Genomic DNA, 14,130 nt, shown 5'->3' on the forward strand with positions numbered 1-14,130 from the left:
ATGTTTGATATGATGAAAATGATGGGCAAGGTGAAAGAGGTTCAGGAGAAAATGAAAGAAGCTCAGGCTGCCCTATCCCTAATAGAAGTAGAAGGAGAATCTGGCGCTGGCCTAGTCAAAGCGACGGTCAATGGCCAAAAAAGAGTCATTAAAGTAGAAATTGATGATTCGTTAGTCAATACCGCAGACAAGGATATTGTACAAGATCTAATTGTCGCTGCAATCAACAAAGCGATGGATGAAGCCGACGTACTTGCCAAAGAGCATATGCAAAAGCAAACCGAAGGCATCTTGCCCAATATTCCAGGATTCGATTTAGGCAATATGTTTAATGGCTAAAACAGCCGTTGTCATATTAAATTATAATGGTGCTCATTACCTTGAGCAATTTTTGCCGTCAGTAACACAACACAGCACTGACGCCGAAGTTATTGTTGCGGACAACGCGTCTACTGATGATTCAATCGCCTTTCTAAAGTCCAACTATCCAGATCTTAGAATCATTCAGTTTGAGAAAAACCTCGGGTTCACTGGTGGATATAATGCTGCATTAGATGAACTCGATCATGAATATTGTGTCCTACTCAATTCTGATATTGAAGTCACTCCTAATTGGGTAAAGCCTGTAATAGACTACATGGATAGCCATCCAGAAGTGGGTGCCTGCCAGCCTAAAATTCTTGACTTCAATGATAAATTAAAATTCGAATATGCCGGAGCAGCAGGCGGTTTTTTGGATTTTATGGGATTCCCCTATTGTCGAGGAAGGGTCTTTGATACGTTAGAAGAAGATCAAGGCCAGCACGATACAATTGAACAATTGGATTGGGCTACTGGGGCCTGTATGTTTGTAAGGACTACTGATTTCAAGAAAGCCGGTGGTTTTGACATTGACTTCTTTGCACACATGGAAGAAATAGACTTATGCTGGCGCCTTCGACTCATGGGTAAATCGCTTTTCTGTATCCCTGAAAGCAAAGTTTATCATGTAGGTGGTGGTACACTCAACAAGCTGAACCCAAGAAAAACCTATCTCAATTTTCGAAATAATCTTTCCCTATTATTCAAAAATGAAAATGCGTTAAACCTGATTTGGAAATTTCCATTTAAATGCATGCTAGATATGGCAGCGGCATTAAAGCTTGGCTTGGGACAATCTTGGGGGCATGGCTGGGCTGTTCTTCGAGCGCATTTCGACTTCTTGCTTCTTCTTCCTAAGAACTTCACTAAAAGAAAACAGGTCCGAGCCCTTAGGAGAAAAGCTATCAGAAACTCACCGTTTCTTTTGCCGTATCAATACTTTATCAAAGGTCGAACAACTTACGTGGATCTTCAACAAAAACAATAAACGTGGCAGCTGAAAACATCAGCATTTTACTCTTTTCTGACACCCACATTGGGTTTGACCATCCCTCTAATAATAAACCAAGCAAAGCTAGAAGAAGAGGTTTTGACTTCTTTAACAACTTTAAGCTGGTGATAGATAAAGCGCTGGAACTACAAGTCGATTATGTTGTTCATTGTGGCGATGTTTTTGAAAAAGACTCGGTACCCTCATTTTTAATAGACCAGACTTATGCTGAGTTTTTACGACTGGCTAACACAGGAATTCATCTTTTCATAGTACCTGGCAATCACGAGAGATCCGCTCTTCCCACCTCTCTTTTTTTAAATCATCCAAATATTCATGTATTTGACACCGCTCGTACTTATTCATTCCCTCAGATTTCTATATCTGGTTTTCCGTACTTCAAAGGAGATATCAGAAGTCAGTTTTCAAAAATACGCCAGCAATTAGAAAGCAATCTCGATGTAACTAATTTCAATATCCTTTGTTTGCATCATGCAATAGATGGGGTAAAAGCTGGCTATAATTTCTTTGAATTCCGAAACAGAAAAGACACTTTAAATATAAATGACCTTCCTGGCAACTTTGATTTGATCCTTTCAGGACATATTCACAAACACCAAACTCTTGTAGCACCTGGTTCCAATGGAAAAAACATTCCGATTCTGTTTAGTGGTTCGACCGAAAGAACCATGTTTGATGAAATGCACGAGGTGAAAGGTTATCATACCTTTAATATTTCCAAAAAAGCACATCAGCACGAATTTCATCCGATTCAAACAAGAGTCATGCATCAGATCGACCTAAGAAACGAATCGTTAAAAACTAACCAGATCAAGAAGTTTCTAGCAGAAAAAATGAATGGTTTAGAACCTGATGCCATATTGCAAGTCAGGTCCGATCAAAGAGAAATATTAATTGAATTGTCTAAATTAAAAACAATAGGATTCTTTTCTAACTCAATGAACGTAACGATTTCAGGCTTCTCTACTTTACATCGAAAAGAACAAAATTAATTATCTATATCATGTAAGTGATGTAATTCATACTCATCTGGAAATGGCCCAATCTTTTCCTTTTTGTTTTTTTCCTTCGTTGTCACGCCAGAATCTACGGCTTCTTGTTTTTTCTCCTTTTTGACAGAACGATGCCCGAATAAAAAGTTAACACCGAAACGAACATTCAAGTTTTGCATATTTCTAATGTCAGTAAATCCAATGGTATTATCCACCGAAGTGTATAGTTGGATAATTCCCAATCTCGCACCAAAACCACCACCGAATGCTATTCCTTGTTTTGGTTTTCTAGATACTGTAGCAGAAACAGTCAACATTTTCCCGACATAATGGGTATAACCTACCCCATAAGTCAAGCTAATATCTCCTAAATCATTTCTAGTCATAACAGTGGCCGTTACAGTCCCTTTTGGAATTACCTTGTAAGACCCCGAAACAAATACTCTTGTATTTAGTTTTGTTTTGAACTCCCCGTCCTCAATTACTTGATAGTCGAATAGCTGATTTAAAGTATCCTTGAGAACATCTCCTGCATTATCCAAATCTCTTAAATCCATTCCCCCGAAAGTTGCTTCCGATTCAATGAGTTCATAGTTTTTTACATCCTCTGTCCAATTGATACTTCCAATATCATTGACCGCAAGTGAAACATTCAACTTCGGATTTATTTGCAAATCAGCTCCGATATCAAATCCATACCCATTGTTTCCATTGGACATTAGATAATCTGCATTTTCCATGGAATTAAACCCTGCGGTTCTTAGGACGGATTGATTTGTAGACACTCGTACAGAATAAGTGTCTTGTTCGGTTAGAATATTCACTGATGCATTTTCATCTACTCCGGCCTGGACAAAACCTTGTAAATATTTGAATTTTAAACCTACTCGAAGCCTCTTACTTCCCATAATAGAGAGCTCATGTGAATAGCCTGCGCCATATTCTCTGTAGTAAGAACCTTGTCCACGAAGATTGCCTTCAGACACCTCTTCCCCTAAGTAATCTCCATTTCCAGCCAACAAATATTGCATTAGTGTTTTAGGATAATACAATCTGGTCTTTACTCTTTCATTGGCAAAAATTTGAACAGCCCCCATCTTTCCAATATGAAAACCTACTTGTAAAAGAGAAATAGATCCATCAAAAGACAGCCTATCTCCGTCGCTCACATTTGACAGAAAGTTATCCGGATCAAATTGTACGGAATCCGTTCCGGCAATGGCAACAAACATATCATTGTAGGTAAAGCTATTATTGACATTCGTACTTATGCCTGAAATAACAGGAAGTGAAACATAAAAATCCGCATCAGGGAAAAACACTGGATTAAAAATATTATTCTGAGGCGTCAATTCTCCCAAGTGATAAAATGACAAGTCACTTTGCGCTTGTACCATTGTTTTTAGTCCCATGAGTCCAACAATCAGACTCATTATGACAGTTTTGAAATTCTTGATCATAGCTGAATAGTTACCTCACCTGCAAGTGACAATTCGATGTTTAGTTTATAATCTGAGTAGAGGGTCACATAACGATTCTTCTCATGCTCGAAAGTTGAAATGTTAGCCGTAGCTAAAATTTTATGAGCATTAATCAAGGCATCTATACCTTCCGATGACAAGTCTATTCCAGAATTTGATACATGTGGCGCGGTTGTTTTCCCATCACTACCAACGATTGGTGATTCGATATTTGCCGCGTTTGGAAGACTGAATAGCAAGTTTCCTTGATCGTCTATAAAGCTCAAGTCAATTGCGCCTGAAAAGGGAATCTCGTTTGTTGCGATAATATTGAAAATGATGCTTTCTGCACTTTCAATATCCAAATCGTTTAATTCAAAATCAAAATCTACAGAAAAACCGTCCATCTGAAATTGCATTGGAATAGCAATTAAACTTTCGATCTCTACTCGACTATCCTCTAATAAAAAGTTATTTAACCTACTACTGGAAGCTGGATTGGGAATTCCTGATATCTCAAATTCCATCAAGACTGGCGTCGAATTCAACAAATCATCAATGTTGCTATTTTGATTGTTTAATTCAATCGTATCAATTTTCACCTCTCCTTCTATCTCAGGTGAAGAAACAAAGCCATCTATTCCAGGGGGAGTGATTTCCTGCAGAAGAACTTGATTCCCATCAGCATCTATAGCTTTGAGTTCATCAAAAGATAACTCGATATCCATACCGTAAGAATTAGTTGTTATCAGATAAACTCGAGGGTCTTCAAGTTTTAGTCCGTCACCGGAAAAATCATTAAAAGCAGTCATATCTATTGACTGATTTTGTAAATCAATAGGATCACTTCCAAACTTCCCATAAATATGTGTGAAGCCGGGGTTATTAAAAGCCAAATCAAATGTCATTCGCTGCTCTGGTAAAATTTCAGTACCAGCTTCGAAGGTAATAGTCCCTACAACATGCACTTGAAATTCATTTTCGTTAAATGCATTTTTATAAAATTTTGATTTAAGACCTTCTAAAGGCCTTGAGTAGCTATCTGTGACATCAGCACCTGTATATACCAACTCTTCTGAGTTCGTAAGATCTACATTGGTAGTAACGAGCTTCGTTCCTTCAATCGTCCAGGTATAGTCTATATCACCTTTAAAAGTTGAGAGCATCTCAAAATCGAGTGTTCCAGCACTATAAATTAAAGAATCTATTTCCTCCCCATTATTGGCTGGAAATGAAAAAGTGAAGACTTCGTCAATCTCAATTTCATATCCGATAGGAGTCGCTGGAACGTTTTCAGCAGGAGCGAATTCCTCTTCATTACTTACGGAATTAATTGCTATTAAATCATCATTGCCATCATACACCGTCGATTCACTAAAGTATAGCGCGATAGTTTGGTCTGCATTAGTCGTGATTTCAACGGACTCATCTTCCAAGTCCTCCAACAGTTCCTGAACTGTATATTCTGAATAGCCTAAGTTGATAGCAATATGCGGGGATACAGTACCTGGTTTTATCTTCCCGAGGTCCTCAATATTACAGGAAGTAGCCAAAAGGCAGGGCAAGGTTAGTACCCAAATAAGATTCTTTCTCATAGTATTAAAAAGGTCAAACGCAATATTACCCTACGTCTATTTAAGAACTTATATTAATTATTTTTAAATATCTGGTAATTGAATTTTTTCGATGAATAAGCCCTTATATCCTATAAATGAATCATTACACTTGTATTAATCAAAGAGAATACATCCTTCCAAAACTGAATATTTAGGATATTTCCATGTTTGTTTTGTATGTTTTTTATTTAGACTTTTTGTCATTGCTTATCTAATTCTGTATTTTAGTTAGAAGAATTAGAACCTAACTAAGATCTTAATCCATTTTTCAAATTCCGTTCTACTTGAGGAAGTGATGAAAATGAGCTTTGGAACATCAGTTTCAAAAAGTAGAAAAAGAAAAAAGAGCCACTCAATGAGTGGCTCTTTACTTTTTATATTTTTCTCACACGATCAAGTAACAAAAATAATTTTCCCTTTTACTTTTTTACTTGTTAATTCAGTCATTGCTTCTGCGACTTGTTCCAAATTGTATTTTTTATGAATCTGCGCTTGAACCTTTCCCTCGACCAACCACTTAACGATGGTTTGGAAATTCTCAGCATTCACATGAGGTTCGTTTCTAAAGAAGCCTCCCCAAAACACGCCAACTATAGAACACCCCTTAAGTAATGGCAAATTGAGAGGAATCTTTGGGATTTCTCCAGCTGCAAAACCCACGACCAAATACCTACCTTTCCAAGCGATGGCTCTCAAAGCTGGTTCTGTGAAGCGATCTCCCACAGGATCATAAATCACATCTACACCATTGCCATTCGTTAGCGCCTTTGCTTGTGTTTTTAAATCCTCTTGGCTGTAATTGATAGTCATGTCAGCCCCAATGGATTTACAGTAGTTTAGTTTTTCATCTGAACTAGCAGCAGCTATTACTTTAGCTCCTAATGCTTTACCAATCTGAATGGCTGCGGTACCTACTCCGCCAGCAGCACCCAACACAAGTAAAGTTTCCCCAGCCTTCAACTTAGCGCGATTGACCAATGCGTGGTAAGAAGTACCAAAAGTCATCATAGTTGATGCTGCCTGTTCGAAACTAATACCATCAGGCAAAGGAAATACGTTACTGGCCTTCCCAATTACCTCTTCCGCAAATCCGCCCCAACCTGTACCCGCCATTACTCTGTCTCCGACCTTTAAGTGGCTAACACCTTCACCTACAGTTTTTACTATACCTGCTACTTCTCCGCCTGGAGAAAATGGCATTTCTGGCTGAAACTGATATTTACCTTCAATGATGAGGGTGTCTGGAAAGTTTAACCCACTCGCCTTCACCTCTATCACTACTTCTCCTATTCCTGGAATTAAAGACTCGACTTCTTTAACGACCAAATTCTCTGGTGGCCCATAAGACTCGCACAACACTGCTTTCATATCTATATTTTTTAATTAACGGCCAGTACACCCGGCTCTGACAAATAAATCAAATAACCATCAACCTGGTCATACCCCATTTGTCCAAGTATGCTTTTATACTCACTTACCTGACGAAGATGACTTTCAGACCTGGCACCTGTTTTATAATCGATAACAATGGCCTTATTACTTCTTACAATTACCCGGTCAGGTCTTTTCAATTTACCATCAGTCAGTAATATGGACGATTCGTTCTTCACTTGCCAACTAGACTCGAACCAGCCTGATATCTGTGGGATCTCCCATATTTCTCTCAGCTTAATTTTTATGTCCACCATTTCCTCATTGGATAACCCAAATTTGATTTGAGCTTTATCTAAGGCCATCGTGAAATCCTTTTTAGATTGAATCAAGGAGAATATCCAATGAATAACCTGGCCATAATTGATGGATTCAATAACAGATTCTTCAAGAATTCGAGCTTTATGCCTCAACTTGACCCTGTCTACTGGAACCGAAAAGCTAACGGGCAATAATGACTCTCGATTCAATAGTTCTTCTACATAACTACTATAAGCTGGAAGTCTCCCAATTTCTATAGACTCCAAACCTTCCTGAATTAATGCTTTTTCCTTAGCATAATTGAATAAGATATCTCCAACATGGCTAATTCCTCTTGAATTGGCATTGACTTGAGAAAGAATAAAAAGCGCCTCCTCTGCCCTTGTAAGGGCTACATAAAGCAGGTTCAGATTATCTAAATAGATATCGGACTTTTCTAAAAAATAGTCTTGTGCAAATACCGTATTCGACAGATCGCTCTTATACCTGACGGGTACAAAGGGAATCTGTTCTAAAACTGGTGAACCGTTGGTTTCACACCAAAGCAACTGTTCGTTGGTGCCTGAGTGATCAAGTTTCCATTGACAATAGGGTACGATTACCACCTTGAACTGAAGGCCTTTGGACTTATGAACGGTCATCAAACGCATGGCTTCCTGATCCTCTGACACCTGTATAGATCGGGTATCATGATCAGCCCACCACACAAGAAAGTCATTGAGACTGTCTCGTTCATACTTCAGGTAATCTATTACAAGATCTTGAAAACAAAGAATATAAGCATGGTCCTGGGGCTTGCTAAAAAGGTTAAAATGGCCGATTAGTGTTTCCACCATCTGAGACAAATTCATTCTTGTAAGTTCGTCAGCTCTAACAATCAACTCCTCCACATTTATATGATCACCTATCCTTTCTGCATATTGTTGACAAGCATATTTTAGTTGTGATATGGCTAGTGGCTGTTCTGTATTTGCAATCCAGGTCAAACTCTGCAAAACAAGGTGGACGGCCGGGTTGTTTTTAATGAATAGAGATTCATTAGAAATGACATCATACTTGTATCCATCATTCCCTACCTTCAAATGATATTCCATCAATCCTTCTGTAATTTTTCGTCCCTGAGGATTGGTTCTAACCAGAATAGCTATGTCATTCAATTGATAATTCGCGTCCTGCAGTCGCTTTATTTGCTTTACCAATTCCTCAATTACAAATTCATCAGCATCTTCTATTTCATTATTCTTCTCATAGAATTGTAGATTAATTAAACCTTCTCCAGATTCATCGAACAATTGTTGAGCACTGCTGTGATAAGCTGCCTTCATGTTCAAATTAGCCTGTATCGCTTCCGCGTGATTTGCCCCTAAATGACTCTCTAGCATTTCTGGTGCTTGATTGAACAAGTCATTGTTGAATTCCACAATATTCTGCTTACTACGACGGTTCGTGCTCAACCCTTCATCTTTTATTTGGCTTTCACCTATATCTTTTCTTATCTGATCCAGAAGGATCTTCCAATTGCCCCCACGCCAGCGGTAAATAGATTGTTTGATATCACCTACCACCATAGAGAAATTGCCAGCACTCAGGGTATCCTGAATGAGTGGTTTGAAATTGTTCCATTGCAAACCACTCGTATCCTGGAATTCATCAATCAAATAATGTTTGTATCTCGTGCCTACTTTCTCATAGATGTAGGGTGCATCACTATCATTGATGATTTCATTAAGAAAAACTGGGAAATCGGAAATAAGCAATAAGTCGTTGTCTTTCCGGTAGTTGTTGATCTCTTCGGAAATTCTAGATAACAAACCGAAAGTATAGATATACTTAATGACTTGTTCAAGCGATTGGTATTCCTTGTTATGCTTAAAATAATAATCAATTGCCGTGGATAACAGATCTGCCAAGCCATCAGCAATAGCATTATCTACGGCAACTCCAGTATCAGAACCCTTGCTATACCATTTGCCCTGCTCCAATGCGTCGTAGACACGCTTACCCGGTTCAGCAAATTCTCCATTAACCACCTTATCCAAATAACCGCCCACTCCTGCTGCCTTGTAGGTGAAATCATCTCGAGTCAACCCATGTCCTTCCAGATTCAATTTAATTTTCTGACCTATTTCCTTTAGGCCTGATACTAACTCTTTGCTTTTATTATTTAGGCTTTTTATAAAACCTCCGATAAAATTCTCTTGACTCAATTGAGCAAACACTTCGTGCTTGTTTTGCACTAAAAACTCATTGAAGAGCTCATTTGACAGACTCTTGATATCACTCCTTGTATCCCAAGATTTACCTTGATTGATTTGATAGATGGCAAAATCTGTCAGCCAGCGAATCAGTTGCGGATCATCAACCATTTCCAAAAGCATTTTATCTATGACTTCTGAAATAACTTTAGATTGATCCAACTCAATCTTAAAACCAGTCTGAATACCTATCTCTCGAGCGAAAGACCTGACAATTTTCTGAAAGAAAGCATCAATGGTAGTAACTGCAAAAAAGGAATAATTATGAAGAATGCTTCGAAGTAAGGCATCAGCCCTTTCAGCAAGCTGTCCCTCTGTAATATTCAATTCCTTCTGTAAATCTGAAGACATCGTATGCTCCCCCTTGGAGAGTTGCTCCAATGTTTCCAAGATTCGTGACTTCATCTCTTCTGTCGCCTTATTGGTAAATGTAACGGCAAGTACCGTCTTGAAATAATCAGGATATTTCAACGCCAGACGGATGTAGTTGTAGGTCAGAATGTAAGTTTTACCTGATCCGGCAGAAGCTCGATAGATGCTGAAGTTTTTGATAGTAACAGTAGATTAATGCTCTTCTAAGAAAGAGCATTAGTGGCTTCTAAACAAAAAAGGTGACGATTAATTTCTTCGCCTCTTCTACTTAATCAGCTTAAGTTAAGCTTCAATCAAGTCGTTTCTTAATATCTCTAATTGTAATTTCTTTATTATCTTATTGGTGGTTTTCTCGACGTTCTTCAAGTGCTCAATTTTATATTCATCTGAGTGATAATTTTTATTGTTTTTCACAAAGGATTGTTTACTTTCTTTCATCAAATGCATAAGCTCTTTTATTTCAAAATTGTTGATGCTAGAATAAATTTTATGCCGCGTATTACTCAACTTTTCAAAATCATCTGTTAAAAGACCCGAAGAATATTCCGATATAAATTCTTCAAAAGCTTTAATAGAAAGCTTGAGTACTTTTTTAAAGAAATACTGATCTCCTTTAGCTAAATTTTTAATATATGTGAACTTCAAATCTGAATTTTGGTGTTCAAAAATTAGATCACTTGCCTGATTTATTATTTTTTGTTTTGAGCCATTTTCAGATGCTGGTTTTACGTATTTGGCAATTGTCTTGTATAATTCAGCAGGGTTAATTGGTTTTGAAACAATATCATTCATTCCTGCATCATATACTTCCGATGATACTTCACTTATAGAGGCTGCAGTCAAAGCAACAATTGGCAGGTGTCTGTATTTGTTTCTAGGGAGTTTTCTGATTTCAGAAGTAGCAATAAATCCATCCATTACTGGCATTTGAAGGTCCATGAGTACCAAATCAAATTTTCCCGAGATTACTCTGTCAATTGCCTCCATTCCATTCTCTGCGAAGTCAGTAATTACCTCCCATTCAGTAAGAAATTTTTCCACTACTAGTCGATTAACGGCAATATCCTCCACTATTAACACTCTAGCTCCTTTAAGACTTAAATCTAGGTAGTTTGTAGATGTACCTTGCCTTTCTCTAATCTCTAATTCATTTGGTAATTTAAAGGGAAGTACAATTTTAAAACTGGAACCAATACCCAATTCACTATTGACACTTATTTGACCTCCTTGCAGTTCTATGAGTTGCTTAGTTATGGTTAATCCTAGCCCAGTGCCACCAAATTTCCTATTTATTTTTGAATCTGCTTGACTGAAGTGTTCAAATATTTGCTTTAATTTGTCCTCCGATATTCCTATCCCACTATCAGAAACATTGACTTCCAACTCGATCATAGTCTCATCAATTGACCTATATTGAGCGTCTAATCTCACGGTCCCATTCATTGTGAATTTGACAGCATTACTAACCAGATTATTCAGAATTTGAATAAATCTGGTAGGGTCACCGACCAAAAAATCTGGCAAATTATCTTCAATAGATTTGATCAACTTGCAATTTTGCTCGTTGGCCTTCATTCTCATGGATTCAAGTACTCCACTGATAGAATTGCGAATATTGAATGGCGTGGATTCAAAATTGACTTTACCAGCTTCAATTTTATTAAAGTCTAAGACGTCGTTTATTATTGCAAGCAAATTATCTCCTGACCATCTAAGATTTTGGATGTAAGTCATTTGATCTGATCTAGGTGACTCATGCGTCAAAATATGACCTATTCCTATGATAGCATTTAACGGAGTCCTGATTTCATGACTTATCATAGAAAGAAACTCTGCTTTTGCTTTCGTTGCCATTTCCGCTTTGCGCTTTTGCTTGTTAAGTTCTTCTATGATTAATTCGGATTCTTTCTTCTTAAATTTAATGTCCTCACTGAGCTCAAGTAACGCGACAAGCACCTCTTTGTACCTATCGTCTTTCTCTGCTTCAATCATTTGTTCAGTAACTCGGCTTTCTCCGTTTGCAATATGCAGGAGTTCGTCTAGCACCAAATTTTGAAAATCATTTCTCATATTGCCTGAAAATTTTATATTCTGGCCAGGTTGATAATATCTAATACTTCTTCTTTACTGCTGTGAAATGTGATTAACTCAAAGTAATTTCTCATGAGAAGCTTTGTAGTTAACCTTAAAAAAGTCTGATTCTTTGTTACTATATATGCATGCCGCAACTTATTTTGGTTTATATCAAAGAACCTTCGACATAGTATTCTTTGTATAGGGTTAAGCCTAATTTCTGAAATTTGTTTGATATCAAAAATGATATCAACATTGTCAAATTCAGAAACCAGTTCATCGAATTTTTTATAGAGTCCTGGTATCTTTTTCTCAAAAGTTTGCTCCGTCTCTGACCAAATCAAAGTATTACCACTTACCTTTCTAATTCGGCTTTCAAATTCATATTCATTTATACTTTGAAGTTCACAAAAACTGTTTTCATTTCTTACCATAGCATTTTTTGTTTTAAACAGATCTTCAAATTAAATAATGGTATAACCATTAATCTCAGTAGGACAACCTTTGCGTAGATTCAAGAATACCGACTCCATACATTTTTTTAATTGTATCATGTACAAGTTTCAGCTCCTGTTTAGAGAACTGCGACTCAGCGTTGGGGTTTTCTAATTCCTCTAGACTAAAATTCTCTATCTCAGGATATATGGCAAGTATTACTCTTAGCCAAGCCAATGGGGATAAATTCTTCTGAGACCATTTTTTTAATTTGATAATCTTCAATCTTTATTAATTTTAGGTTTGGTTGGTACAAAAAAGCAACAGTAATATTCTTATTATTCATTAAATAAATCAGTGAACCAATTAAGTGGTCGTTTCAATGTGTAAGATATTTTCATCCTGCCCGTCACCCTATCTAGCCATTCTATCTTAAATCCCTTTTTGCCTTCAAAATCGCTGCTGTAAGAACTTATAGCTTCTGGAATTACGCAATCATACAGTTCCATAATACACCTGTTCAAAACACCAATATGATCTTCGTCAAACACTGTTCGATCATGAATATTGACAATGGACACTTTTCTGTCGCACTCTAGCAATTCAGGGTAGCACCTTGAAATGATTATAAGCCAACTGGCCGAAGAAAAGGTTTCGATACACCAATTTTTAATCTTTAAAGCATTAGGCTTTCTATTCTTTGGAAAATTATTATTCATATTATCTGGGATTCAAATTCTATTTTTGATTCCATCGTTACAGCCAAAATAAGCGTCAAAAGTCTGTACCATGATATAGCAATTTCTTTTGTCCACAAACCTCTCAAAGTAGACTTCATAGCCTGTAGACAAGCTTTCATCACTTTTTGATCATCACTCTTCTGGATATATTGATGATCATTAAAAATACTCTCCAAAGCTTTTTTAATCCCTTCTCTGGCCACAATCAAATTATCGAGAGAGGCGACCACAAAACCCAATACGTATAGGGCCTTATCTCCCTGTTTGATAATTTCAAATTCGTTTTCGAATGACGGCACAAGAGAAGAATCTAAAGAATGCAGATTAGAATAAAATGAAAAAGCAAATTCATGAATATTGGGAGCAAGCACTTTCCATGTTTCTTTAATATTTTTTCGCTCTCTAATATTGAGGTCTTTCATTTTTCAAATCTTTTCTTTGAAACCAAAGCAACTCTTGGTTTATTTCCAGAATTTCCAAGAAAACTTTTTCTTTGCCGATCCTTCAATCATCATATCTCCAACAGCGGAAATGAGTTTATTCCAAGCTGCTTCGTGCTCATAACTCCATTCATCATCCATAAACTGTGCAATGGCACCAACGAGGGCTTTTTGAACAGGTGGGTAATACTCTGGCAAAACCTTAAACTTCACATGTAATGCACCCAGTTTATGTATGGCATCTTTGATTTTATCTACCCTGTCCACATTAGCCATCAAAAAACCCAGTGTCATCATCAGCTTTTCGGCTTGCTTATTCATGTCACCACTAAATAGTTTTCTATACTCAGGTTTTGCCTCAAACAAATCATCGTAAAATTTCATCGCCAAAGGAATTGCATTCGGTGCTACGGTTTGCCAACATGATTTCACAAGCATCAACTCTCTTTCATTCATATTTCTTTTGTTTAATAAGTTTTGGGTAAATCTATATCTGCTCCACTATTGATCACTTATTCACCCAGTATACAAATGGTATTCATAGGAGTATACAGACTGGATATGATGGTTACAAATAGTATATAGAAGAGGAACAAAACATCCCAAAAACAAAATAAAGGCACTTTTGAATTGATAGAGAAAATATAACATCCAATGATTGCCCGCGATCAATATATGGCCTC

The 14,130-nt window shown here is 37.2% G+C and carries 13 protein-coding genes; 3 read left to right on the top strand and 10 right to left on the bottom strand.

The annotated features are described in order from the left end of the window. The 3 genes from R8N23_RS12930 to R8N23_RS12940 are packed head-to-tail and all read left to right on the top strand — an operon-like array spanning position 1 to position 2,364. Positions 1-339 carry a YbaB/EbfC family nucleoid-associated protein gene (locus R8N23_RS12930; protein ID WP_318172024.1) on the top strand — a complete coding sequence of 113 codons (339 nt, stop codon included), beginning with the start codon at positions 1-3 and terminating at the stop codon, positions 337-339. After that, positions 332-1,348, top strand: a complete 1,017-nt coding sequence (locus R8N23_RS12935; RefSeq protein ID WP_318172025.1) for a glycosyltransferase family 2 protein — start codon at positions 332-334, stop codon at positions 1,346-1,348. The genes R8N23_RS12930 and R8N23_RS12935 overlap by 8 nt, the downstream gene beginning before the upstream one ends. Before the next feature lie 2 nt (positions 1,349-1,350). Next, the gene (locus R8N23_RS12940; RefSeq protein WP_318172026.1) at positions 1,351-2,364 is read left to right on the top strand and encodes a DNA repair exonuclease; all 1,014 of its coding nucleotides are present in this window, start codon (positions 1,351-1,353) and stop codon (positions 2,362-2,364) included. On the opposite strand, the gene R8N23_RS12945 is transcribed toward R8N23_RS12940, so the two are convergent. From R8N23_RS12945 to R8N23_RS12990, 10 genes are all read right to left on the bottom strand, one after another. Further along, positions 2,361-3,797: a DUF5723 family protein gene (locus R8N23_RS12945; protein ID WP_318172027.1), complete on the bottom strand. Its 1,437-nt coding sequence runs from the start codon at positions 3,795-3,797 to the stop codon at positions 2,361-2,363. The two genes, R8N23_RS12940 and R8N23_RS12945, sit on opposite strands and share 4 nt — an antisense overlap. A gap of 23 nt (positions 3,798-3,820) precedes the next feature. Beyond that, complete coding sequence (locus tag R8N23_RS12950) at positions 3,821-5,419, bottom strand: hypothetical protein (protein WP_318172028.1); 1,599 nt, start codon at positions 5,417-5,419, stop codon at positions 3,821-3,823. A 414-nt stretch (positions 5,420-5,833) separates the two neighbouring features. After that, the gene (locus tag R8N23_RS12955) at positions 5,834-6,808 is read right to left on the bottom strand and encodes an NADPH:quinone oxidoreductase family protein (RefSeq protein ID WP_318172029.1); all 975 of its coding nucleotides are present in this window, start codon (positions 6,806-6,808) and stop codon (positions 5,834-5,836) included. Positions 6,809-6,819: 11 nt separating this feature from the next. After that, positions 6,820-9,939, bottom strand: coding sequence for a UvrD-helicase domain-containing protein (locus R8N23_RS12960; RefSeq protein WP_318173576.1), 3,120 nt, complete (start codon positions 9,937-9,939; stop codon positions 6,820-6,822). Positions 9,940-10,041: 102 nt separating this feature from the next. Continuing rightward, positions 10,042-11,829: an ATP-binding protein gene (locus R8N23_RS12965; RefSeq protein WP_318172030.1), complete on the bottom strand. Its 1,788-nt coding sequence runs from the start codon at positions 11,827-11,829 to the stop codon at positions 10,042-10,044. 14 nt (positions 11,830-11,843) lie between these two features. After that, entirely contained in the window at positions 11,844-12,266 is a 423-nt protein-coding gene (locus R8N23_RS12970) for a hypothetical protein (RefSeq protein ID WP_318172031.1), read from the bottom strand. A gap of 55 nt (positions 12,267-12,321) precedes the next feature. Next, the gene (locus R8N23_RS12975; protein WP_318172032.1) at positions 12,322-12,552 is read right to left on the bottom strand and encodes a hypothetical protein; all 231 of its coding nucleotides are present in this window, start codon (positions 12,550-12,552) and stop codon (positions 12,322-12,324) included. A gap of 53 nt (positions 12,553-12,605) precedes the next feature. Beyond that, positions 12,606-12,986, bottom strand: coding sequence for a hypothetical protein (locus R8N23_RS12980; protein ID WP_318172033.1), 381 nt, complete (start codon positions 12,984-12,986; stop codon positions 12,606-12,608). Further along, positions 12,983-13,429, bottom strand: coding sequence for a hypothetical protein (locus R8N23_RS12985; protein WP_318172034.1), 447 nt, complete (start codon positions 13,427-13,429; stop codon positions 12,983-12,985). The genes R8N23_RS12980 and R8N23_RS12985 overlap by 4 nt, the downstream gene beginning before the upstream one ends. Positions 13,430-13,468: 39 nt before the next feature. Next, the gene (locus tag R8N23_RS12990; protein ID WP_318172035.1) at positions 13,469-13,903 is read right to left on the bottom strand and encodes a globin domain-containing protein; all 435 of its coding nucleotides are present in this window, start codon (positions 13,901-13,903) and stop codon (positions 13,469-13,471) included. Positions 13,904-14,130: the final 227 nt, after the last annotated feature.

This window comes from Reichenbachiella sp. (genome assembly GCF_033344935.1).
In the GTDB taxonomy this organism is placed as follows: Bacteria; Bacteroidota; Bacteroidia; order Cytophagales; family Cyclobacteriaceae; genus Reichenbachiella.

What these genes read in the sequence shown, in the direction of transcription:
- R8N23_RS12950 (WP_318172028.1), bottom strand. Translation starts at nt 5,419, where the DNA reads ATGAGAAAGAATCTTATTTGGGTACTAACCTTGCCCTGCCTTTTGGCT.
- R8N23_RS12980 (WP_318172033.1), bottom strand. Translation starts at nt 12,986, where the DNA reads ATGAATAATAATTTTCCAAAGAATAGAAAGCCTAATGCTTTAAAGATT.
- R8N23_RS12985 (WP_318172034.1), bottom strand. Translation starts at nt 13,429, where the DNA reads ATGAAAGACCTCAATATTAGAGAGCGAAAAAATATTAAAGAAACATGG.
- R8N23_RS12990 (WP_318172035.1), bottom strand. Translation starts at nt 13,903, where the DNA reads ATGAATGAAAGAGAGTTGATGCTTGTGAAATCATGTTGGCAAACCGTA.
- R8N23_RS12955 (WP_318172029.1), bottom strand. Translation starts at nt 6,808, where the DNA reads ATGAAAGCAGTGTTGTGCGAGTCTTATGGGCCACCAGAGAATTTGGTC.
- R8N23_RS12935 (WP_318172025.1), top strand. Translation starts at nt 332, where the DNA reads ATGGCTAAAACAGCCGTTGTCATATTAAATTATAATGGTGCTCATTAC.
- R8N23_RS12930 (WP_318172024.1), top strand. Translation starts at nt 1, where the DNA reads ATGTTTGATATGATGAAAATGATGGGCAAGGTGAAAGAGGTTCAGGAG.
- R8N23_RS12970 (WP_318172031.1), bottom strand. Translation starts at nt 12,266, where the DNA reads ATGGTAAGAAATGAAAACAGTTTTTGTGAACTTCAAAGTATAAATGAA.
- R8N23_RS12945 (WP_318172027.1), bottom strand. Translation starts at nt 3,797, where the DNA reads ATGAGTCTGATTGTTGGACTCATGGGACTAAAAACAATGGTACAAGCG.
- R8N23_RS12965 (WP_318172030.1), bottom strand. Translation starts at nt 11,829, where the DNA reads ATGAGAAATGATTTTCAAAATTTGGTGCTAGACGAACTCCTGCATATT.